This window comes from Cronobacter condimenti 1330 (assembly GCF_001277255.1).
In the GTDB taxonomy this organism is placed as follows: Bacteria; Pseudomonadota; Gammaproteobacteria; order Enterobacterales; family Enterobacteriaceae; genus Cronobacter; species Cronobacter condimenti.
The window spans coordinates 4,260,584-4,281,692 of the sequence record NZ_CP012264.1 but is presented as its reverse complement, the minus strand read 5'-3'; the positions used below and the strand labels follow the sequence as shown (position 1 = coordinate 4,281,692).

22 protein-coding genes are annotated in these 21,109 nt (G+C 53.7%); 7 read left to right on the top strand and 15 right to left on the bottom strand.

The window, feature by feature from the left end; genetic code table 11:
* Positions 1 to 270: 270 nt before the first annotated feature.
* The 5 genes from recG to gmk are packed head-to-tail and all read right to left on the bottom strand — an operon-like array spanning position 271 to position 6,143.
* Positions 271 to 2,352 (bottom strand): ATP-dependent DNA helicase RecG, encoded by a 2,082-nt coding sequence (gene recG, locus AFK62_RS19665; protein ID WP_053532098.1) that lies wholly within the window; start codon positions 2,350 to 2,352, stop codon positions 271 to 273.
* 3 nt (positions 2,353 to 2,355) lie between these two features.
* Positions 2,356 to 3,045: a tRNA (guanosine(18)-2'-O)-methyltransferase TrmH gene (gene trmH, locus AFK62_RS19660; RefSeq protein ID WP_007680930.1), complete on the bottom strand. Its 690-nt coding sequence runs from the start codon at positions 3,043 to 3,045 to the stop codon at positions 2,356 to 2,358.
* Positions 3,046 to 3,049: 4 nt separating this feature from the next.
* On the bottom strand, positions 3,050 to 5,170 hold the full coding sequence (gene spoT / locus AFK62_RS19655; protein ID WP_007680928.1) for a bifunctional GTP diphosphokinase/guanosine-3',5'-bis pyrophosphate 3'-pyrophosphohydrolase: 2,121 nt from the start codon (positions 5,168 to 5,170) through the stop codon (positions 3,050 to 3,052).
* A gap of 19 nt (positions 5,171 to 5,189) precedes the next feature.
* Entirely contained in the window at positions 5,190 to 5,465 is a 276-nt protein-coding gene (gene rpoZ, locus AFK62_RS19650) for a DNA-directed RNA polymerase subunit omega (RefSeq protein WP_000135058.1), read from the bottom strand.
* Between the two features lie 54 nt (positions 5,466 to 5,519).
* Positions 5,520 to 6,143, bottom strand: coding sequence for a guanylate kinase (gene gmk / locus AFK62_RS19645; protein WP_007680926.1), 624 nt, complete (start codon positions 6,141 to 6,143; stop codon positions 5,520 to 5,522).
* Positions 6,144 to 6,398: 255 nt separating this feature from the next.
* Between gmk and ligB the strand changes: the two genes are divergently transcribed.
* Positions 6,399 to 8,084, top strand: a complete 1,686-nt coding sequence (gene ligB / locus AFK62_RS19640; protein WP_007680923.1) for an NAD-dependent DNA ligase LigB — start codon at positions 6,399 to 6,401, stop codon at positions 8,082 to 8,084.
* A gap of 77 nt (positions 8,085 to 8,161) precedes the next feature.
* Here the strand turns inward: ligB and AFK62_RS19635 are convergent, their stop codons facing one another.
* Entirely contained in the window at positions 8,162 to 8,779 is a 618-nt protein-coding gene (locus tag AFK62_RS19635; RefSeq protein WP_007680920.1) for a trimeric intracellular cation channel family protein, read from the bottom strand.
* Between the two features lie 190 nt (positions 8,780 to 8,969).
* A complete protein-coding gene (locus AFK62_RS19630) occupies positions 8,970 to 9,833 on the bottom strand; it encodes a YicC/YloC family endoribonuclease (protein ID WP_053532097.1) in 864 nt (287 codons plus the stop codon).
* 125 nt (positions 9,834 to 9,958) lie between these two features.
* Here AFK62_RS19630 and rph point away from each other — a divergent pair, with 125 nt between their 5' ends.
* Together rph and pyrE are read left to right on the top strand one after the other, a co-directional pair.
* Complete coding sequence (gene rph / locus AFK62_RS19625) at positions 9,959 to 10,675, top strand: ribonuclease PH (protein WP_053532096.1); 717 nt, start codon at positions 9,959 to 9,961, stop codon at positions 10,673 to 10,675.
* Between the two features lie 64 nt (positions 10,676 to 10,739).
* The gene (gene pyrE / locus AFK62_RS19620) at positions 10,740 to 11,381 is read left to right on the top strand and encodes an orotate phosphoribosyltransferase (RefSeq protein ID WP_007680912.1); all 642 of its coding nucleotides are present in this window, start codon (positions 10,740 to 10,742) and stop codon (positions 11,379 to 11,381) included.
* A gap of 51 nt (positions 11,382 to 11,432) precedes the next feature.
* Here pyrE and slmA read toward each other — a convergent pair whose 3' ends face one another.
* The 3 genes from slmA to coaBC all read right to left on the bottom strand — a co-directional run bounded on the left by slmA (position 11,433) and on the right by coaBC (position 13,803).
* The gene (slmA, locus tag AFK62_RS19615) at positions 11,433 to 12,029 is read right to left on the bottom strand and encodes a nucleoid occlusion factor SlmA (RefSeq protein WP_007680910.1); all 597 of its coding nucleotides are present in this window, start codon (positions 12,027 to 12,029) and stop codon (positions 11,433 to 11,435) included.
* Between the two features lie 126 nt (positions 12,030 to 12,155).
* Positions 12,156 to 12,614 (bottom strand): dUTP diphosphatase, encoded by a 459-nt coding sequence (gene dut / locus AFK62_RS19610; protein WP_007680909.1) that lies wholly within the window; start codon positions 12,612 to 12,614, stop codon positions 12,156 to 12,158.
* Positions 12,592 to 13,803 (bottom strand): bifunctional phosphopantothenoylcysteine decarboxylase/phosphopantothenate--cysteine ligase CoaBC, encoded by a 1,212-nt coding sequence (gene coaBC / locus AFK62_RS19605; protein ID WP_007680907.1) that lies wholly within the window; start codon positions 13,801 to 13,803, stop codon positions 12,592 to 12,594. The genes dut and coaBC overlap by 23 nt, the downstream gene beginning before the upstream one ends.
* A gap of 173 nt (positions 13,804 to 13,976) precedes the next feature.
* On the opposite strand from coaBC, the gene radC reads away from it, so the two are divergent.
* The 4 genes from radC (at position 13,977) to mutM (ending at position 16,193) form a co-directional block, all read left to right on the top strand.
* A complete protein-coding gene (gene radC / locus AFK62_RS19600) occupies positions 13,977 to 14,639 on the top strand; it encodes a RadC family protein (RefSeq protein WP_007680904.1) in 663 nt (220 codons plus the stop codon).
* 214 nt (positions 14,640 to 14,853) lie between these two features.
* Positions 14,854 to 15,090, top strand: a complete 237-nt coding sequence (gene rpmB / locus AFK62_RS19595; protein WP_004388471.1) for a 50S ribosomal protein L28 — start codon at positions 14,854 to 14,856, stop codon at positions 15,088 to 15,090.
* 20 nt (positions 15,091 to 15,110) lie between these two features.
* The gene (gene rpmG / locus AFK62_RS19590) at positions 15,111 to 15,278 is read left to right on the top strand and encodes a 50S ribosomal protein L33 (RefSeq protein WP_003024094.1); all 168 of its coding nucleotides are present in this window, start codon (positions 15,111 to 15,113) and stop codon (positions 15,276 to 15,278) included.
* Between the two features lie 105 nt (positions 15,279 to 15,383).
* Positions 15,384 to 16,193: a bifunctional DNA-formamidopyrimidine glycosylase/DNA-(apurinic or apyrimidinic site) lyase gene (mutM, locus tag AFK62_RS19585; protein ID WP_007680900.1), complete on the top strand. Its 810-nt coding sequence runs from the start codon at positions 15,384 to 15,386 to the stop codon at positions 16,191 to 16,193.
* On the opposite strand, the gene coaD is transcribed toward mutM, so the two are convergent.
* The 5 genes from coaD to AFK62_RS19560 form a co-directional block, all read right to left on the bottom strand.
* Positions 16,194 to 16,673 carry a pantetheine-phosphate adenylyltransferase gene (coaD, locus tag AFK62_RS19580; protein WP_007680897.1) on the bottom strand — a complete coding sequence of 160 codons (480 nt, stop codon included), beginning with the start codon at positions 16,671 to 16,673 and terminating at the stop codon, positions 16,194 to 16,196.
* Positions 16,674 to 16,677: 4 nt separating this feature from the next.
* Positions 16,678 to 17,445 (bottom strand): glycosyltransferase family 2 protein, encoded by a 768-nt coding sequence (locus AFK62_RS19575; RefSeq protein ID WP_007680894.1) that lies wholly within the window; start codon positions 17,443 to 17,445, stop codon positions 16,678 to 16,680.
* Positions 17,445 to 18,719 carry a lipid IV(A) 3-deoxy-D-manno-octulosonic acid transferase gene (waaA, locus tag AFK62_RS19570; RefSeq protein ID WP_007680891.1) on the bottom strand — a complete coding sequence of 425 codons (1,275 nt, stop codon included), beginning with the start codon at positions 18,717 to 18,719 and terminating at the stop codon, positions 17,445 to 17,447. The genes AFK62_RS19575 and waaA overlap by 1 nt, the downstream gene beginning before the upstream one ends.
* A gap of 274 nt (positions 18,720 to 18,993) precedes the next feature.
* Positions 18,994 to 19,977 carry a glycosyltransferase gene (locus AFK62_RS19565; RefSeq protein ID WP_007680889.1) on the bottom strand — a complete coding sequence of 328 codons (984 nt, stop codon included), beginning with the start codon at positions 19,975 to 19,977 and terminating at the stop codon, positions 18,994 to 18,996.
* A 37-nt stretch (positions 19,978 to 20,014) separates the two neighbouring features.
* Positions 20,015 to 21,109: a glycosyltransferase gene (locus AFK62_RS19560; protein WP_007680873.1), complete on the bottom strand. Its 1,095-nt coding sequence runs from the start codon at positions 21,107 to 21,109 to the stop codon at positions 20,015 to 20,017.

Sequence of the window (21,109 nt, the reverse complement as noted above, 5' to 3'; positions counted from 1 at the left end):
ACTTCAATTGATTCCGGTTTAAACATTTATGAAATCTATGAAATGTTCAAATACTCTTTATACCATTCAATGCGTGAATGTATTTTGAGGTTTATTTTAAGATATTTGCGGGTTAAATGTTTTGCGAGGTTAAGGATGCGAAATTACTTTAATATAACTGGCATGGCTCATGGCGGGGTCTAAAATAATAAAACAGGTGAAAATTAAGAATTCATTTATAGTCTTTTTTACTGTTTTTGAATGATGCAGCGGGCGCATCTACGCTGCCTGCTAAGCATTAGAATATTTTTCTGTTTCCGGCATCCAGCGTTCAATCAATGCCGCGGCCTGCTCCGTATAGCGCTCATGGATATGTCGTGCAATGCGCTGCACCTCAGGAATTAACGCCTGGTCGCGTAACAGATCGGCTACCCGGAATTCAGCATTGCCGGTCTGGCGGGTACCCAGAAGTTCGCCAGGGCCACGGATTTCCAAATCTTTCTGGGCGATAACAAACCCGTCGTTGCTGTCGCGCAACACCTGTAGCCGCTTTTGTGCTGTAGCAGACAGAGGCGATTTGTAGAGCAGTACGCAATGCGATGCCACCGCGCCGCGGCCAACGCGACCACGCAACTGATGAAGCTGCGCCAGGCCCAGACGTTCCGGATTTTCAATAATCATCAAGCTGGCGTTCGGTACGTCAACACCGACTTCAATCACAGTCGTCGCCACGAGAAGATGAATTTCACCGCACTTAAACGCTTGCATCACTGCCTGTTTTTCAGTCGGTTTCATCCGTCCATGAACCAGCCCGACGTTAAGTTCCGTCAATGTGGCTTTTAGCTCTTCCCATGTCGCTTCCGCTGCCTGGGCTTCCAGCAGTTCAGACTCTTCTATCAGCGTACAAACCCAGTATGCCTGGCGTCCTTCTTCAAGACAGGCACTGCGCACGCGCTCAATAATATCGCTGCGACGGGTATCCGGAATAGCAACTGTCGTGACCGGCGTACGGCCAGGCGGCAGTTCGTCAATCACCGAAGTATCAAGATCAGCATAAGCTGTCATGGCGAGCGTTCGGGGAATCGGCGTGGCGGTCATAATCAATTGATGGGGATGAAAGCCTTGCTGCTGCCCCTTCTCCCAGAGCGCCAGACGCTGATGTACGCCAAAGCGATGCTGCTCATCAATAATGACCAGCGCGAGGCCGTTAAACTGCACCTGCTCCTGAAAAATGGCGTGCGTGCCGACGACCATCGAGACTTGTCCGCTGGCAATCGCTTCCTGCTGCGCCAGGCGCGCTTTGCCTTTTTGTTTGCCGGCGAGCCAGCCTACTTCGATACCCAGCGGAGCAAACCAGTTGCGGAAATTACTGGCGTGCTGCTCTGCCAGTAGTTCTGTTGGCGCCATGAGCGCTACCTGTTTCCCGTTTGCGATAGCACGCAGCGCGGCCAGGGCCGCCACCAGCGTTTTACCGGAGCCAACATCGCCCTGCACCAGACGCATCATAGGCACATCCAGCGCCATATCGTGCTCGATTTCCGCCACCACACGCGCCTGTGCACCAGTAGGTTTGAAGGGCAGGGCCGCAAGCAGCGCTTGTTTTAGCTCATCGCGCGCATCAAGCGACTGCGCATGATACCGCTGTGCGCCGGCACGCAGCGCCAGCATACTCAGGTTATGAGCCAGTAACTCTTCCAGGATCAAACGACGCTGTGCAGGATGTTGACCGCTTTCCAGGTCTTCCAGCTTCATATCCGGCGGTGGACGATGCAGCGTGCGTATCGCCTCCGGCAGGCTCATCAACCCTTGGGACAGCTCCGGAGGCAGCAGCTCGGCGATGGCGCAGGTATCCAGCAGTTCAAGCGCCTGGTCGGTCAGCTTGCGTAGCGTTGCCTGGCGAATGCCTTCGGTCGTAGGGTAAACGGGCGTGAGCGTGTCCTGCATTTCTGGCGTGCTTAAATCACCCTGAATACGGTACTCAGGATGGATCATTTCCGCGCCGTATTTACCGCGTTTCGCTTCGCCATATGCCAGCACACGTCGACCGGACGCCAGGCTGTTTTTCATCGCGGCGTTGAAGTTGAAAAAGCGCATCGTCAGGATGCCAGTGCCGTCGCTTATCTGACAGGTCATCATGCGACGCCCGCCAAAAGTAATATTGCAGTTCAGCACTTCACCTTCCACCGTGGCGTAAACGCCAGGCAGAAGATCGTTGATGGGATAAAGATGGGTGCGGTCTTCATAGCGCAGAGGAAAATGCAGCAGCAGATCCTGTACGGTGTGCAGACCGATTTTTGCGAGCTTCGCGCTCTGGCTGGCGCCCACGCCAGTGAGTGAGCTTAGCGGTACGGCATCCAGCAGACGGCCGCGCATCGCTTATCCCGCAGCCTGCATTGTGGCCCACCAGGACGGCGGCGCATCTATCTCACCGTGCTCATTCACGCGGGGATAGGGCAGGCCTTTTCGCTTCGCCACATTCGCGAGCACCGGGTAACCGCCTTCAAACAGCAGACGTTGCTGCTCCGTTTCCGGAAGAGTGCTGTCAGCGCGCTGATACATGCCCGCGTTTTGCCGCTGGCGCTGCGCTTCATACAGGATTAATGCAGAGGCGACTGACACGTTGAGCGACTGCACCATTCCGATCATCGGAACAATGATGTCCTGATCGGCAAGGTCTAACGCTTCTTGAGTGATACCGGTTTTTTCCTGGCCCATGAGAATGCAGGTCGGTCGCGTATAGTCTACTTCACGAAAATCGACCGCTTTCTCAGAAAGATGCGTCGCAAGGACTTGCATGCCGCGCGCTTTGAGATGGCTCACTGCATCGCTAATGGTGCGATGTGTTTTCACTTCCACCCAGCTGTTACTGCCCGCGGCGGAAGACGCCATCGTGCGCATGCGATTACCCGGCCAGACGGCATGAACTTCGTGGACGCCCACCGCGTCGGCAGTTCGAATAATCGCCGACACGTTATGAGGCTTATGAACCTGCTCCATGCAGACCGTCAGATCAGGCTGACGCCGGGCCAGCATCTCGCAGATACGCGCGTAACGCTGAGAATTCATAAAGTTAGTTTCTGTTACGAGTGACTTTAATCACGTCCGGCATCACGCGGATTTTACGCATGATATTCGCAAGATGAACGCGATCGCGCGCCGTGAGACGAATAAAGGCGCTGTAAACGCGACCATCTTTCTCTTCGGTATTCAGGCTCTGAATATTTGAACCGGCAGTATTGATTGCCGCAGTAAGGTTCGCCAGCGCGCCCTGGTGGTTAAACATATCCACTTTGATTTCGGTGATGAACTCTTGCTCGGTTTCTTTATCCCATTCTACCGCCATAAACTTCTCGGGTTCCTTCTGATAACCGCGAATGTTTCGGCAGGATTCGTGATGGATAACGAGACCTTTGCCAGGGCTGACGTGCGCGACGATAGGATCGCCGGGAATAGGACGGCAGCATTTGGCGAAAGTAATCAATACGCCATCGGCGCCCTTTATGGGCAGATGGCTGTGGCCAGTGGCTGGTACGCTCGGCTGATTGCTGGTTGCCGCTTCACCCTGCAACAGGTTTTTAGCGACCACAACACTCATGGCGTTGCCGAGGCCAATTTCTGCCAGTAAATCGTCAAGCGTGGCGAGCTTCATACGCTCCAGCTCACGCTGGATATGGTCCGGCGGGATTTCCGCAAGCTTGCGGCTGCCGCCCAGCGCATGATTCAACAGACGACGACCAAGGCTGACAGAGTCATCACGTTTGAGGTTTTTCAACATCTGACGAATTTTGGCGCGAGCCTTGGAGCTCACGACAAAGTTCAGCCAGGCCGCATTCGGACGCGCACCCGGCGCGGTAATGATTTCTACCGTCTGGCCGCTGGAGAGCGACTGTGACAACGGATAAGGCTGGCGGTCAACGCGTGCACCAACACAGGCGTGGCCGATATCCGTATGCACTGCATAAGCGAAATCGACTGGAGTCGCGCCTGCCGGCAATTCGACAATTCGGCCTTCCGGGGTGAAAACGTAAATCTCATCCGGGAAAAGATCGGATTTCACGCTCTCGATAAATTCAAACGAGCTTCCCGCGCTCTGCTGCAACTCCAGCAGGCTTTGCATCCAGCGCTGGGCGCGGATCTGGGCGGTAGTGCTACTTTCGCCGTGCTCTTTATAAGCCCAGTGCGCCGCGACACCCATTTCCGCCATCTGGTCCATATCTTCGGTGCGGATCTGCACTTCAACCGGCACGCCATGTGGGCCGATCATAGAGGTATGGAGCGACTGATAGCCGTTCGCCTTAGGAATGGCGATGTAATCCTTCATGCGGCCAGGACGCGGCTTGTATAGACTGTGCATCTGGCCCAGCACGCGATAACAGGTATCGACATCCCTCACGATCACACGAAAGGCGTAGATATCCATGATGGAGTGAAAACGCTGCTCTTTAAGCACCATCTTGCAATAGATAGAGTACAGATGTTTTTCGCGACCGCTGACGCGGCATGGAATGCCTGCTTCCTGCAAACGCCCGTCAATCTCAGAAAGAATCTTCTGAATCATCTCCTTACGGTTTCCTCGTGCCGCCTTAACGACCTCTTTAATGACACGGTAACGGTTAGGATAGAGCGCTTCGAAACCCAGCTCCTCAAGTTCGGTTTTCAGGTGATGAATACCGAGACGATGCGCCAGTGGGCTATAGATTTCGAGAGTTTCGCGGGCAATGCGACGGCGTTTATCCGGGCGAAGCGAGCCCAGCGTGCGCATATTGTGGGTGCGGTCGGCGAGTTTGATCAGAATGACGCGGATATCCTGCACCATCGCCATGATCATTTTGCGAAAGTTTTCGGCCTGCGCCTCTTTCTTATCGCGGAATTTCAGCTTATCAAGCTTAGAAACGCCTTCCACCAGCTCGGCAACGCTTTTGCCAAAAAGCTGTTCCATATCCTGGTAGGTGGCAGGAGTATCTTCAATCACATCATGCAGTAGCGCGGCCATCAACGTTTCATAGTCGAGCTTCATCTCGGCCAGAATACAGGCTACAGCTACTGGATGTGTGATATAGGGTTCGCCACTTGAACGTGTCTGTCCCTCGTGAGCATCACGTGCAACGAGATAAGCCTGCTGCAGACGCTTAATTTGGTCCGCAGGCAGGTATTGTTGAATCAGTTGATTCAGGCTTTCAAACAGATACAAGGGCTACCCGCACAAGTAATTAACGACGACCTTCAGCGATAGCGGTAACGGCCTGCAGTTCTGCGGCTTCCTGCTCCTGCTGCTCCTGGCGCTCACGCACGTCGAGGATCTGGTTGTTGATCAGACCTTCTTCGATTTCACGCAGCGCAATAACGGTGGTCTTATCGTTTTCTTCCGGTACCAGCGGATCTTTGCCGCCTACCTGCATCTGACGAGCGCGACGCGCGGCGACCAGTACCAGGTCAAAACGGTTACCAATTTTCTCTACAGCGTCCTGAACAGTTACGCGTGCCATATTTAAAAAGCTCCACAGGTGAAGAAATGACTGGGCATAATACTGAAACTACGCTCAGTCTGCCAATAGTTTGGTGATTAAAGCGTCATGTCGCTGCTTCTGGCGGCTCATACGCAGACGTTCGGCGCGCAGGATGATTTTTAAGTCGGCCAGCGCAGTATCAAAATCATCATTCACGATAAGGTAATCGTACTCGGCATAATGGCTCATTTCTGCCACAGCTTGCGCCATACGTTTTGCAATCACCTCTTCGCTATCCTGACCACGGCCTCGCAGGCGGCGATTCAGTTCTTCTTTAGACGGCGGCAGGATAAAAATACTGCGCGCTTGCGGCATCTTTTCACGGATCTGTCGTGCGCCCTGCCAGTCAATATCCAGGAAAATATCTACGCCCGTTGACAGTACTTGCTCAATCGCGGCGCGCGACGTGCCGTAATAGTTACCAAACACTTCCGCGTGCTCAAGAAACGCGTCTTCGGCAATCATCGCCCTAAATTGGTCATGATTAACAAAATAGTAGTGTTCGCCATGCACTTCGCCGGGACGCGGGTTCCGGGTGGTATGCGATACCGAAACCTGTGAATCATAGAGCGGTTGCGTCTTCAAAAAAGCTTGAATAAGACTGGATTTACCCGCGCCACTCGGAGCGGAAACAATATAAAGCGTGCCTTGAGCCATGGATTTTTACGTCTGTTGATATGCGAAAAGAGGTGCGTATACCGCCTTATTATACACGTCGCGCTACGCTGGCGCAGTCTTTGTCGCAGGGTTAACGGCCATTTGCGTTACTTTGCGAGACATTATCCAGAAAAGTTGTCTCTTTTATGTAATAGGGCGGAAAGCCTAGAAAACGCCTCGTAAAACGCAACATTCGGGTTCGCCTGTAAAAAATATGCGTATTACCGTCTCGCTGAGAATGCGAAGGAGATGAACGTGCGCATAACGATTTTACTATTACTGATCGGCTTAACGTGTGAAAGCGCAAGTGCGGCTTGCCCTGGCTGGACGCCCACACAGGCGCGACAAGAGGTCGCTGCGCTGCAAAATCAGCTGGCGCGCTGGGATGACGCTTATTGGTTGCATGGCGAGAACAAGGTGAGCGATGCGGTCTATGACGGCATGCGTCAAAGGCTAAAAACGTGGCAAGCCTGCTTTGCGCTACCCGCCGTGAGCGACGCCCCCTTATCCATAGCCGCGGGCCGAACGCCTCATCCGGTCGCCCACACTGGCGTACAAAAGTTTAAAGATGCCGCCGCGGTATCGCAGTGGATGCAAGGAAAAACCGATCTTTGGGTACAGCCAAAAGTCGATGGTATCGCGGTTTCTCTGGTTTATCGCAAGGGCGAGCTAAGCCAGGTCATTAGCCGGGGCGACGGGTTACGAGGCGAAGACTGGACTGCGCGCGCGCGTCATATTCCGGCCATTCCTCAGCAGGTGAACGGTGAGCTTGCTGACAGCGTATTGCAGGGCGAGCTTTTTTTACGCCGGGACGGGCATCGTCAGCAGCAGGACGGTGGGCTCAACGCGCGTGCTCGCGTCGCGGGGGCGATGATGCGCAATACCGAGTCTTCGGTGCTTAATAATCTGGATATTTTTATCTGGGCGTGGCCGGATGGGCCTAAGGCGATGAGTTTACGTTTGTCGGCGCTTGCGGAAAGCGGGTTTCCGTTAGCGCAAGCCTGGAGCAAGCCAGTGAGTTCTGTGGCGGACGTCGCGCGCTTACGTGAGCGGTGGTTCAGCGAGGCGCTTCCTTTTGGTACCGATGGTGTGGTCGTTCGCGAGGGCAATGAGCCGCCCGGGAGAAGCTGGCGTCCAGGCGAAGGTACGTGGGTGGCCGCCTGGAAATATCCACCCGCGAAGCAGGTCACCGAGGTCAAAGCATTGCGTTTCGCCGTCGGCCGTACCGGAAAAATCAGCGTAGTCGCGCTGCTGGAGCCCGTTACGCTGGATGACAAGCAGGTCGCGAAAGTTAGCGTAGGGTCATTAGCACGCTGGCAAAGGCTGGATCTTGCTGAAGGCGATCAGGTAGAAGTGAGTCTTGCAGGACAGGGCATTCCACGGCTTGATGCTATTGTCTGGCGGCCTGTGGAGCGTAACAAGCCCGAGCCACCTTCCGCGCATTTCGATGCGTTAAGTTGTCTCTATGTATCAAGCGGATGTGAGGCGCAATTTATTTCTCGTCTGGTCTGGTTGAGTGGAGAACCTGTATTAGATATCAAGGGTGTGGGCGAGGCGACATGGCGTCAGTTATCGCGCAGCCACCACTTTGAACATCTCTTTTCCTGGCTTTCGCTTAATGTCGATGCATTGAAGCAAACACCGGGGTTGAGTCCTCGACGCGCGATGCGGCTCTGGCACCAGTTCAATCTTACGCGTCAGCAATCTTTTAAGCGTTGGATTAAGGCGTTAGGGCTGTCCTTACCGGCTCGGGCGTGGCAAGCGCTGGCTGATGGCTCATGGCAGCAAATGCAGGCACGTGATGAACTGAGTTGGCAAACGCTGCCGGGGATAGGCGCAGAACGTGCACGCCAGCTGGTCAGTTACGTGCACCACCCTAAAATTGCTGCACTGGCGCGGTGGCTGGCGGAACAGAAAATAGAAGGGTTTACGCTGCCATGACCAGTCCGGTGAGGTAAGGGGAACTATGGTGGCGATGCTGGCCTGCCTCTGACAGCAGGCGTCATCATATAAAATTTTTAATACATCCCAGAACGGTAATGAAATACCGGTAGGCCGAGCCGAAAACGCAGCGCCAGCAGACGTGCCGTAAAACCGAACAGTAACGTTGCTATCACCACAATATCATGACTGAAGACATAATGTTCCAGCGCGATATAAAGCACAGCGGAGGCGAAAGAAATACCTGCGTAGAGTTCTTTCTGAAAGACAAGAGGAATGCGTTTGCAAAACATATCCCGCAGTACACCGCCAAAGACGCCGGTCACAACAGCGGCTATCGACGCGATAATCGGGCCTTCACCCATATCCAGTGCGATTTGCGCACCGATAATAGAAAAGACGACAAGTCCCAGCGCATCCAAAATCAGAAACAGTCGTCGCAAATGCGGCATAACGGGGGCGGCAAACGTCGTGATGACTGCGGCGACGGCAACGATGACAACATATTCCGGATGCTTGACCCAGCCTAACGGGTAATGGCCAAGCAGAATATCTCTTACGGAGCCGCCGCCCAGTGCTGTTGCCGTCGCGATAATAATGACTCCGAAGGTATCCATGCGACGGCGTCCGGCTGCCAGCGCGCCCGTCATCGCCTCGGCAGTAATACCAATTAAATAAAGTACATGAAGTAACATCGCTCCCCCTTAATCAAACCGCAAAGGGTAGCGATTCACTTGTAAGGTCACGATTGAGATTTTCTAAGGCGAGAGGTTTCGGATTAGTTTTTTTAAAGCGAAACAGAAGGGGGGAAATGATTACGCTCGGTGAAACGCCAATGCCGATCAGGATAGCTATAGAAAAGGGCCCAAACGGGCCCCGCAGAGATTATTCAATGTTCTGAATCTGCTCACGCATCTGCTCAATTAACACCTTAAGCTCAATGGCTGAGTTGGTCACTTCCGCATTAATTGACTTTGAGGCCAGAGTGTTCGATTCGCGGTTAAATTCTTGCATCATGAAGTCCAGTCGGCGGCCTACCGCTTCTTTTTTCTTCAGGATGTTATAGGTTTCTTTAACGTGCGCTTCCAGACGGTCGAGCTCTTCGGCGACATCAATGCGTTGCGCCATCATAACCAGTTCCTGTTCCAGCCGATTATTCTCAAGCTGAACCTGCGCTTCTTCGAGTTTGGATACCAGACGCTCGCGCTGCCACTGAAGAATTTCCGGCATATGCATCCGTACTTTGGTGACTTCTGCGCTAACACCTTCCAGACGTTGCTCGATAAGCGCTTTCAGCGCCTGACCTTCAGTTTCACGCGCGATAATAAAGTCGTCGAGCGCGCCATCCAGCGCAGCAAGGATCTCGGCGGTGATGGCGTCGAGATCTTGCTCTTGTGCGGCCATGACACCAGGCCAGCGCAATATATCGACGGGGTTAATTTCGCCTTCGTCGCTTTGCAGTTTTACCCAGTTAGCAGCGGAAACCAGCTGTTTCGCCAGTTTTTCGTTGAGGATAAGCTCACCCTGTGCACTGGCATCAGGTTCAAAACGCAGGCTACACTCGATTTTGCCGCGTGTAAGACGGGTACGGATGCGCTCGCGCACCACGGGTTCAAGGCTGCGGAACTGCTCCGGCAGACGGAAATAGGTTTCCAGGTAGCGCTGGTTTACTGAACGAAGCTCCCAGGTGGCGCTGCCCCAGTCACCCTTAATTTCTCGCCGGGCGTAGGCGGTCATACTGCGGATCATAGAAGTACCCGTTTTCTGATGTGAATGTGGGGATTATAGCTACCGCAGGTCTGACAGGATAGGAATAAGCGCTTTCAGCCCGTATAATGCGCAGCCACATTCGTTAACAAGCCGGAGATATGCCCATGCGTCCAGCAGGCCGTAGCGCATCAGAAGTGCGCCCAGTTACCCTGACTCGTCATTACACTAAACACGCAGAAGGCTCCGTGCTGGTTGAGTTCGGCGACACCAAAGTACTTTGTACGGCATCTATTGAAGAAGGCGTGCCGCGTTTCCTGAAAGGTCAGGGACAAGGCTGGATCACCGCCGAATATGGCATGTTGCCACGCTCCACACATACCCGTAACGCCCGTGAGGCCGCAAAAGGCAAGCAGGGCGGTCGTACGCTTGAGATTCAGCGTCTGATTGCCCGCTCGCTGCGTGCGGCAGTTGATCTCAAAGCGCTGGGCGAATTCACCATTACCCTGGATTGCGACGTCATTCAGGCCGACGGTGGTACCCGCACCGCGTCAATTACCGGCGCTTGCGTCGCGCTGGCTGATGCCCTGAACGCACTGGTCGCTGCAGGCAAACTGAAAACCAATCCAATGAAAGGCATGGTAGCTGCGGTCTCGGTTGGTATCGTTAATGGCGAAGCGGTATGCGATCTGGAATATGTTGAAGATTCCGCTGCTGAAACTGACATGAACGTTGTGATGACCGAAGACGGCCGCATGATTGAAGTTCAGGGTACAGCGGAAGGCGAGCCCTTCACCCACGAAGAGTTGCTCGACTTGCTGGCCCTGGCCCGCGGGGGGATCGAGTCGATCATCGCGTCGCAGAAGGCGGCGTTAGCAAACTGATTTTTAAGGCGACTGAAGAGTCGCCTTTTTTATGCCTGCAATATGCTATTTGAGGAGCAAAGCCATGAAACCGTATCAGCGCCAGTTTATTGAATTCGCCCTTAACAAACAGGTTCTTAAATTTGGTGAATTCACGCTGAAATCCGGGCGTCAGAGCCCTTACTTCTTTAACGCTGGTTTATTTAATACCGGGCGCGATCTGGCATTGCTGGGCCGGTTCTATGCCGAGGCGCTGATAGATTCCGGCATCGATTTCGATGTGCTGTTCGGCCCGGCTTATAAAGGCATCCCCATCGCCACCACAACAGCGGTCGCGCTGGCAGAACACCATGAACGCGATGTCCCGTACTGCTTTAACCGCAAAGAGGCTAAAGACCATGGCGAAGGCGGTAGCCTCGTCGGCAGCCCGCTTCAGGGCCGCGTCATGCTGGTGGACGATGTTATCACCGCAGGCACTGCGATTCGCGAATCTATGGAAATCATCCAGGCGAATGGTGCAACGCTTGCAGGCGTCATGATTTCGCTCGATCGACAGGAACGCGGACGCGGCGAGCTTTCCGCCATTCAGGAAGTGGAGCGTGATTACGGCTGTCAGGTGATTGCGATTATCTCGCTCAATGAACTGATCGCGTATCTGTCAGAGAAGCCGGAAATGGCAAACCATCTGGCCGCGGTAGAGGCTTATCGCCAGCAATACGGCGTCTGAGCTTATAAAAAAGGCCGGAGAGCCGGCCTTTATTTTTTCTGTTCACGAGCGTTACTGCAGCTGTGCGGCCAGTAAAGGCCAGCGGGCTTCGAAATCGGCCGTTGGGCTGTAGCGGAATTCACTGCGAACAAAGCGCGACAGCATCCCTTCGCAAAACGCCAGCAGCTGGCTTGCCAGTAACGCTTCGTCCGTCGCGTACCCTTCGCCTTCACGCATTTTCCTTTCGCGCAATACCTGGCGCAGCTGGGCTTCAATGCGTTCAAACAGCTGGTTAATACGTCCCTGCAAACGATCCTGCTCAAACATTAACGCGTGGCCGGTCAGGATACGCGTAAGCCCTGGGTTACGTTCACCGAAACCAAGAATCAGCTGCACGATCAGGCGCAGACGGTTCAGCGTCTCTTTTTCATCTTTCAAAATCAGATTAATGCGGGTGATTAGGCTGTCTTCAATAAATTCAATCAGGCTGTCGAACATGCGGGTTTTGCTGGGGAAGTGGCGATAAAGCGCCGCTTCGGAAACACCAACGGAGGCAGCGAGTTTCGCTGTCGTAATACGCTGGCTCCCATCGCTGGATTCAAGCATCTGCGCCAGAGACTGAAGTATTTCTTCGCGACGATTCCTTTTCGCGGTTTGTTTTTCTGCCATGTTCTAAAATACCCCTGAAAAATAAACACTTGCCAGGCGAGCATCCACAAAGCGTCCGCAGGCCCTCGCCTGCGGCAATTTTTTCGCTTTATTTTACTTAAGGAATGCGCGTGTACGCGGGCGGGTTTATTTACGCCCGGAATGACCGAAACCGCCTTCGCCGCGATCGGTAGCGGTAAACTCTTCCACCAGATTAAATTCAGCCTGTACCACCGGGACAAACACCATTTGCGCGATACGCTCGCCGGGTTCAATCGTGAAGCTCTGCTGGCCGCGGTTCCAGACGGAAACCATCAACTGGCCCTGATAGTCGGAATCAATCAGCCCAACAAGGTTGCCCAGCACAACGCCATGTTTATGTCCAAGCCCCGAGCGCGGCAGGATAACTGCGGCAAGCGACGGATCGGCGATATGAATCGCAAGGCCAGTTGGCAGGAGTGTGGTCGCACCCGGCGCCAGTTCAACGGACTCGTCCAGGCAGGCACGTAAATCAAGGCCTGCTGAGCCAGAGGTAGCATACGTCGGCAGCGGGAATTGCTCGCCCACGCGCGGGTCCAGAATCTTAACGTCGATTTTTTTCATCATAACGGGTAACAATCTCGTCCAGTAAACGTTGGCCAAGGAGCGCCTTCCGCTCGAGCGGTAAGACTTTATCTCCCTCCTGCCAGAAAAGATGCAAAGCGTTGGTATCACTATTAAAGCCGTGACCGGCTTGCGACACGTCGTTGGCGCAAATCAGATCAAGGTTTTTACGCAGGCGTTTTTGCCGCGCATATTCTTCCACATTATTTGTTTCGGCAGCAAACCCGACAACATAAGGGCGATTTTCCTGGAGTGCCGCGACGCCGGCGACAATATCCGGATTTTTCACCATTTTTAGTGTCAGCTCATCGCCCTGTTTTTTAATTTTTTCGCCAGAAATCGTCTCGGCCCGGTAATCGGCAACCGCCGCACAACCGATGAAAATCTGCTGTTGAGGCGCGCGCTGCTGAACAGCCGCTTCCATTTCCAGGGCGCTTTCGACGTCGATTCTTTCGACGCCTGCAGGCGTTGGTAAGGCGACTGGCCCTGCAATTAGGGTAACGCGAGCGCCGCGCGCGCTGGCGGCCGCTGCAATCGCAAACCCCATTTTGCCGGAGCTGTCATTAGTGATGTAACGCACCGGATCCAGACGCTCCCGGGTCGGGCCCGCGGTAATCATGATGTTGAGATGTTGCAGATCGTTGACAGGCGCGAAATGGTTAACGGCGAGTTCGACAATCTCAAGCGGATCGAGCATACGACCAGGGCCGACATCGCCGCACGCCTGGCTGCCGCTATCCGGTCCCCAGATAAGCAGGCCACGCGAGGCGAGCAATTCGATATTATGCTGTGTCGCACCGTTACGATACATCTGCTGGTTCATGGCGGGCACGACGGCGACGGGGGACGGCGTAGCAAGACAAATTGTCGTTACAAGATCGTTCGCCATCCCTGCCGCGACGCGCGCGATGAGATCCGCCGTGGCAGGCGCAAGAATGACCAAATCGGCCCATTTTCCCAGTTCAATATGGCCCATCGCGGCTTCGGCGGCTGGGTCGAGCAGGCTGTCTGACACGGGGTAGCCGGAAACGGCCTGCAGGCTCAGCGGCGTAATAAACGCTTTTGCCGCCTCGGTCATCGCGACGCGGACTTCCGCGCCGCGCTCGCGCAGACGACGCACCAGTTCTGGTGTTTTATACGCTGCTATCCCGCCGCTTACACCTAAAACAATTTTTTTGCCGGCAAGCCCCATTGTCTTCTCTTCCTGTCGCTTTCTGGAAAGCGGGGATTTTATCACAATCCAAAAAACTGCGTGGCGGTATGAATTTTAAACTTTGCGAGACGTCGCGCAGGGATAAAACCCCGTGGTCGCCAGCTGTTTACCGGAGACGGATAATATCAGGGCGATACAGGGCAGGGATAATTATGACGAAAATGGACAACGGGCCACGAGAAAAGCTGATGCGCTACGGTGCCGCAGATTTAAGTGATGAAGAGCTGCTGGCGATTTTTCTGCGCACCGGGGCGCCGGGCATTGACGTACTCACGCTGTCAAAACGGCTATTGCTGCATTTCGGCTCGCTTTATGGGCTGCTGTCGGCGGATATTACGCCGTTTCGGAAAATTGGCGGCGTGGGCGTTGCGAAATATGTGCAGCTTAAAGCTATCGGAGAACTGGCACGGCGCTACTATTGCTCGCGCCCAGGCGAAGAGACTGCGCTGTTAAGCCCGGCCGCCACGCGCGAATTTTTGCAAAGCCAGCTTGCCGGGCAAGAGCGAGAAGTATTTCTGGTGATTTTCATGGATAGTCAAAACCGTATTATCCGGCAAAATACCTTGTTCACTGGCACGCTAAGCCATGTCGAAGTGCACCCGCGTGAAATCGTGCGCGAGGCGGTGCGCCTAAACGCAGCCGGGATTATCCTTGCGCACAACCATCCTTCGGGGCGCGCCGAGCCAAGCCGGGCGGATAAAATGGTGACCGAGCGTATCGTGAAAAGTTGTCAGTTAGTCGATATCCGGGTACTTGACCATCTGGTCATTGGGCGTGGAGAATACGTTTCTTTCGCCGAACGTGGGTGGATATAAGCCAGACGTGGCGATCCTTAGCGATCTTTATCTGTTCGGGACTTGAGCAGACGGTCCCGGCAGCGTATACTACGCCACCTTTGAGAATCTCGGGTTTGGCATGTGGGCCTGGCAATGCGAGTTCCATTGAACCGCCAGACTGGGCCATCAGGCCTGACGAGGCTGCCAATACCCTATACGAAGCTCGAGCTAATTTGATTTTTGGAGAATAGACATGTCCCGAGTCTGCCAAGTTACTGGCAAGCGTCCGGTGACCGGTAACAACCGTTCCCACGCACTGAACGCGACTAAACGCCGTTTTCTGCCGAACCTGCACTCTCACCGTTTCTGGGTTGAGAGCGAAAAGCGTTTCGTTACTCTGCGCGTATCTGCTAAAGGTATGCGTGTAATTGATAAAAAAGGCATCGATGTAGTTCTTTCTGAACTGCGTGCCCGTGGCGAAAAGTACTAAGTACTTAGAGGAAATAAATCATGGCTAAAGGTATTCGCGAGAAAATCAAGCTGGTTTCTTCTGCTGGTACTGGTCACTTCTATACCACCACGAAGAACAAACGTACTAAGCCGGAAAAACTGGAACTTAAGAAATTCGATCCGGTTGTCCGTCAGCACGTTCTCTACAAAGAAGCTAAAATCAAATAAGATTTTCGTGAACTTTGTACAAAAACCCCGCTTCGGCGGGGTTTTTTGTTTTCTGCTTCGCCCCCATATCTTCATTGCTTTTCATTAACTCACGCGAGAGACGCCATGCCTGAATTACCTGAGGTAGAAACCAGCCGTCGCGGGATAGAACCGCATCTGGTTGGCGAAACCATACTGCACGCTGTTGTGCGCAATAGCCGACTGCGTTGGCCGGTTTCTGATGAAATCCATGCGTTAAGTGATAAACCCATTCTCAGCGTGCAGCGTCGCGCCAAATATCTGCTGCTGGAGCTACCGGACGGCTGGATAATCATCCATCTCGGTATGTCTGGCAGTTTGCGTATCCTGCCGGAAGAGCGCCCGGCCGAGAAGCATGACCATGTCGACCTGGTGATGAGCAATGGCAAAGTGTTGCGCTATACCGATCCGCGCCGCTTCGGCGCGTGGCTGTGGACGCGCGAGCTGGAAGGCCATAACGTGCTGGCGCATCTCGGGCCGGAGCCGCTTAGTGACGCGTTTAACGGCGATTATTTGCATGACAAATGCGTGAAGAAGAAAGTCGCTATCAAACCCTGGCTGATGGATAACAAGCTGGTGGTCGGAGTCGGCAACATATACGCCAGCGAGTCGCTTTTTGCTGCCGGGATCCACCCCGATCGGCTGGCGTCGTCGTTGTCGAAAAAAGAGTGTGAGTTACTGGCGCAGGCGATCAAGGCGGTACTGTTACGATCGATTGAGCAGGGCGGCACTACGCTGCGCGATTTTCTGCAAAGCGACGGGAAGCCCGGCTATTTTGCTCAACAGTTACAGGTATATGGTCGTGAAGGTGAGCCGTGTCGCGTCTGCGGCACGCCGATTCAGGCAGGGAAACATGCTCAGCGCCGCACCTACTGGTGTCGACGCTGCCAGAAGTGATTAGCGCAGCTTTTCCAGCAACGCCTGGTGGACGTGCGCAGGCAGGAAGTGGGAAACATCGCCCTGGTGGCGAGCCACTTCCTTTACCAGGCTTGACGAGATAAATGACCACTCTTTAGACGGCATCAAAAACACGCTTTCGAGCGTTGGCATCAGATGTCGATTCATATGCGCGAGCTGCATTTCATACTCGAAATCGCCCGCCGTACGCAGCCCACGAACCAGTACGTTCGCCTGCTGGGACTGCGCAAAATTCGCCATCAGATCGCTAAAACCGGTGATGCTCACATTTGGCAGATGCGCTGCCGCCTGCTGTGCCAGGGCCACGCGCTCTTCCAGCGAAAACATCGTTTTTTTATGTGGGCTGGCGGCTACCGCCAGAACCAGTTCGTCAAACATACGGGCCGCACGGGTAATGATATCGAGATGACCGTTAGTGATCGGGTCGAAAGTACCAGGGTAAATCGCGCGAGTGGTCATAGCGTTACTTTTCCGTATAGCCGCGGTTTAACGCCCACAGCTCGGTGTATTTGTTGAAGGTGTACTGCGCGTTAACGACCGCCAGCAGCCAGCCTTGTCGGCCATCCAGCACCCCTGCGCGCAGTATGAGCGTCTTACAGAACGCGGCGAGCGTATGCCCGAAAATCCCCGCCACCGACACCTTTTTGCCTTTCTGATGACGCTCCTGCGCCCAGGCGGTGGCGTAGCTTAACTGCTTGCGCTGAAAACCCGCGAAATCACGGCAGGTTAAATGCAGTAAATCGCCCTGCAGAGGGACTACACGAGCCCCCGGCGCGTCGAGAGATTCGTGCACCTGATTATCATTATAGCGATAGCGCTCGCGCGCATAGAGGCGGGTGACGCGATCCGGATACCAGCCGCTGTGACGCATAAAGCGGCCCAGAAACAGATTACGGCGGGCGATGCTGTAAACGGCCTGCGGATCGGGGCTTTCCAGCACCTGACGAATCGCCTGCGCCAGTTCTGGCGTGACACGCTCGTCGGTATCGATCATCAAAATATAATCGCCTGTCGCCTGTTGCTGCGCCCGCTGGCGCTGGATGCCGTAGCCTTGCCAGTGGCTGTCAGTGAACACTTTGGCGCCTGCGGCGGTCGCGATGGCGACGGTTTCATCGCTGCTGCCGGAATCCAGCAGTACGATTTCATCGGCCCACGTGACGGAGGCGAGGCAATCCGGTAACAGCGCCGCGGCGTTTTTAGCAATCATCACCACGGACAGACGCGCGCCCATCAGTGACTCCGCTGCGGAAGGTAAGGCTGCAACAGCTGCAAGAGGCGCTGCAGTGCGCCCTGGTTCTGGTGCAGCACTTCGACCGCATGGCGGCCATACCAGAGACGATAATCTTCGTCGGTCAGCAGCGTTGCTATCTCTTTGACCAGCGAATCGGCGTCGGTGACGGTGATAAGCCCGTCAGCTTCCTGCAATTTGGCGCAGATATCTTTGAAGTTAAATGTATGCGGTCCCATCAGCACCGGAATGGCGTGGGCGGCAGGCTCCAGCGGATTGTGGCCGCCGCGCTCGACAAGGCTTCCCCCGACAAACGCGAGATCGGCGATGCCGTACAGCAGCATCAGCTCGCCCATGGTGTCCCCAATGACTACCTGGGTGCTGCCGGACGGGATTTCGCCGGTGCTGCGCAGCGTAAAGCTAAAGCCTGCTTTCTGCACCATCTCGCGCGCGTCTTTAAAACGCTCAGGGTGGCGCGGCACCAGGATCAGCAATAAATCGGGGAACGTCTCCAGCAACTGACGGTGCGCCTGCAAAATAATGGTTTCTTCGCCGTCATGGGTGCTGGTCGCAATCCAGACCTGACGGCGCGGCGCCCACTGACGACGCAACGTAATAGCGCGGGCGGCAAGCTCTGGCGTCACAGAGATATCGAATTTCAGGCTGCCGGTCACAGCCAGCTGGTTGCGCTTAAGGCCAAGCGCGGTAAAGCGGCTGGCGTCTTCGTCATTTTGGGCCGCAATCAGCGTGATTTTTGCCAGCAGGCGGCGCATAAACCCGCCAAGTTTTTGATAACCTTTGGCTGAACGCTCCGAAAGGCGCGCGTTAGCAATGACCAGCGGAATTTTGCGCTGATGCAGCGCGGAAATCATGTTCGGCCATAGCTCGGTTTCCATCACAATAACCAGCTTCGGACGCACAGTTTCCAGAAAACGGTGCATGGCGCAGGGCAAATCGTAAGGCAGATAGACATGATGCACATCTTTGCCGAACGCTGACTGAACGCGCTCAGAGCCTGTCGGTGTCATCGTGGTGACGGTAATCGGCAGCGAAGGATAACGGTGACGCAGTGCGCGTACCAGCGGAATAGCAGCCAGGGTTTCGCCCACTGACACCGAGTGCAGGAGGATACCGTCCGGCAACACTTTGCCCTGACAAAAGCCATAGCGCTCCCCCCATCGTTTGCGATAGGCAGGGGCTTTACGGCTGCGGAGTAAAAGCCGCACCCAGACAAAAGGCTGTATCAGGTAGAGCAGAGCGGTATACAACGATTCCAAGCTAATATCCGTTATTTTCTTTATCGGCGGGCAAATTCTAAGCATTTCACCAGGGTAAAGCTATTGTTTTGGCGCCAACAGGAGAGTTTTGCCTGCCTGAAGTATACCGCTAAGCGAGAAGAGGAAGAAGCGGGCGGCGGCCATCGCCCGCGGCGTCAGGGTGTCCGGGTAAAATCCCTGTATGTGGGGTTACCTGTAACATTCAGATGCCGAGTCATACATTCCAAAAGTAGCGAACAGCGCAGGCGACATTATCGCGCCTGCAAACGCTTTCTTAGCCCATGATCTTTTTCAGGCGGAAATAGCGGCGACCCAGGCGCCAGCGCAAGCGCAATGTGCAAGCATTTTTCCAGATTGAGCGCCATATACCGCGATCAAAGAATTCTTTAACAATAATTCGTTTTTTCTCTTCATCTTTAATACGGTCGAAGGTGTGAATAATGCCCAAACCTTCTTTAGCTATTTGCCAGCGGCAGGCTGGGATCCCTTTCACTTTTTCTGCGTAACGCTGGTTGATAGCCTCCAGCATTTCAAGGATTTTCATGTAATGGCGAGCAGAGCGCATCAAAGTATCGTCGTTGTCAGGTTTATGCGAGACGGACTCTGAATGAATATAATAATCATAAAACTGCTCACTATTATATTGCACGCGTTCTGCAGCGAGCAGAATTTCAGTCGTCCAGGGGATATCCTGATGGCGAAGACCGGGTTCGAAATGAAAAGCGTGGTGCTGGATAAATTCCCGACGATAGATATTAAGCCAGGTAACATGGAGGAATTTTCGTGAATCTAACGCCTGCTTTAGCCAGACATGCCCAGGTAGTACGTCTGTTGAAGAGAGTCGGTCTGACGGGAAAATCGCATGCACATCTTTTCGGTTTTCGTATACGTAGCGGCCATTGCACGTGGCAACGTCTAAGTTTCCCTTCTCCGCCATATCCAGAAGTGTGCGGTACATGCCGGGATAAATTTTGTCATCAATATCCGGAAAGGCTAAATATTTTCCTTTCGCAATGGCCAGGCCGCTATTACGCGCTATGGATACACCTTGATTTGTTTGCTGGATGAGCTCAACTGACGGCAGTTTATCTTTCCAGCTATCAATTACCGCCATGCTGTTATCAGTCGAACCATCATTTACCAGAATCAGTTCATAACTTTCTAACTGCTGTTGCTCAATGCTTTCAAAAAATTGATCAAGGAATTTTTCACCGTTATACACGGCAACGACGATGCTAAGTAAAGGAGACTGACTCATAAATAATTCGCTTTCCTTTCTGGAGGATAAACGCGCACTACATGCTGCGTAACTGACGATACTGCTGGCAAATGGCTTTGACGCCGAATTTTTCCAACGCTTTTGCTTCAATCAACGGGGGATTATGATAAATAGTTTGCATGGTTTGAGCCAATGACTCACTGTTCAGGTCCGCCAGGCCTACAGCCAGCGTACCGGTCAGGATTTCGCTAACCCCACCTGGACAATGTGTACTTGCCACAGGGGTATTAAGCAATAAGGCTTCAACGACTACATTACCAAAGCCCTCGCTATCTGAACTAAGCACGAGCATTTTCGCCTGTTTGATCCAGGGGTAAGGGTTAGATTGAAAACCTTTGAAATAAACCCTATTCCCTACACCTTCAGAATGGGCGAGCTGACGCAACTTCTCTTCCTGAGTGGATGTCCCCTGACCGAGCAGGACCAGAGGCGCCTCAATGCCGCTTTGTGCATACGCCTTGATCAAGCGATCGTGACGCTTGGCTGGATGAAAGCGTCCGACGTGAATAATATAATTCTCGTCAGCCATTTCGCAGGGCGCGTCAGCCTCTTTTTTCAATTGGTTGATATCAAAAGGGTTATAGATCGTTTTGAGTTGCGCGGGCTTCAACGAAAATTGTTCTACAAGATCTTTGCCTACGGCCTTTGAGACAGTAACAACATTTCGCCCTTGATAGACCCTCTTAATTTTCTGCTGCTTGAGCCAGCGGTCGAACCCCGTCCGATGCCCCAGGTAAGAGGTTGAAAAAACGCCATGTAGGCAGAACCACACATTATGTTTTTTTAATGCCCGGCAGCGAGAAACAATCCGATCTGTTTTATGCAAATTAGAAAGCACGAGATCAAAACGGCCATCTCTTTCTGCCTTAATGACAGCCGCATCTAATTGTCGTGCCCGGCGGTTAAGCTCTGTTAATTTACGCCAGGGTTTACGGCAATGATCGGCTATAACCTGATAATCCAGACCTGGCGGAAGGGGGTATTCGCACACATTACGTAATGAAAAAAGCGATACCTCGTCTCCATCGTTTAAAAAATGCTCCGCCAAGGTTAATACAACCTTCTCGGCTCCGCCGCCGGGCAGGCCATCAATAACAAAGAGGATACGCAT

Coding starts and splice junctions, on each gene's coding strand:
- pyrE (WP_007680912.1), top strand. CDS start 10,740: ATGAAACCGTATCAGCGCCAGTTTATTGAATTCGCCCTTAACAAACAG.
- rpoZ (WP_000135058.1), bottom strand. CDS start 5,465: ATGGCACGCGTAACTGTTCAGGACGCTGTAGAGAAAATTGGTAACCGT.
- coaD (WP_007680897.1), bottom strand. CDS start 16,673: ATGACCACTCGCGCGATTTACCCTGGTACTTTCGACCCGATCACTAAC.
- trmH (WP_007680930.1), bottom strand. CDS start 3,045: ATGAATTCTCAGCGTTACGCGCGTATCTGCGAGATGCTGGCCCGGCGT.
- AFK62_RS19630 (WP_053532097.1), bottom strand. CDS start 9,833: ATGATCCGCAGTATGACCGCCTACGCCCGGCGAGAAATTAAGGGTGAC.
- rph (WP_053532096.1), top strand. CDS start 9,959: ATGCGTCCAGCAGGCCGTAGCGCATCAGAAGTGCGCCCAGTTACCCTG.
- AFK62_RS19560 (WP_007680873.1), bottom strand. CDS start 21,109: ATGCGTATCCTCTTTGTTATTGATGGCCTGCCCGGCGGCGGAGCCGAG.
- recG (WP_053532098.1), bottom strand. CDS start 2,352: ATGCGCGGCCGTCTGCTGGATGCCGTACCGCTAAGCTCACTCACTGGC.
- coaBC (WP_007680907.1), bottom strand. CDS start 13,803: ATGGGGCTTGCCGGCAAAAAAATTGTTTTAGGTGTAAGCGGCGGGATA.
- dut (WP_007680909.1), bottom strand. CDS start 12,614: ATGATGAAAAAAATCGACGTTAAGATTCTGGACCCGCGCGTGGGCGAG.
- radC (WP_007680904.1), top strand. CDS start 13,977: ATGACGAAAATGGACAACGGGCCACGAGAAAAGCTGATGCGCTACGGT.
- AFK62_RS19565 (WP_007680889.1), bottom strand. CDS start 19,977: ATGAGTCAGTCTCCTTTACTTAGCATCGTCGTTGCCGTGTATAACGGT.
- slmA (WP_007680910.1), bottom strand. CDS start 12,029: ATGGCAGAAAAACAAACCGCGAAAAGGAATCGTCGCGAAGAAATACTT.
- rpmB (WP_004388471.1), top strand. CDS start 14,854: ATGTCCCGAGTCTGCCAAGTTACTGGCAAGCGTCCGGTGACCGGTAAC.
- gmk (WP_007680926.1), bottom strand. CDS start 6,143: ATGGCTCAAGGCACGCTTTATATTGTTTCCGCTCCGAGTGGCGCGGGT.
- AFK62_RS19635 (WP_007680920.1), bottom strand. CDS start 8,779: ATGTTACTTCATGTACTTTATTTAATTGGTATTACTGCCGAGGCGATG.
- AFK62_RS19575 (WP_007680894.1), bottom strand. CDS start 17,445: ATGGGCGCGCGTCTGTCCGTGGTGATGATTGCTAAAAACGCCGCGGCG.
- rpmG (WP_003024094.1), top strand. CDS start 15,111: ATGGCTAAAGGTATTCGCGAGAAAATCAAGCTGGTTTCTTCTGCTGGT.
- mutM (WP_007680900.1), top strand. CDS start 15,384: ATGCCTGAATTACCTGAGGTAGAAACCAGCCGTCGCGGGATAGAACCG.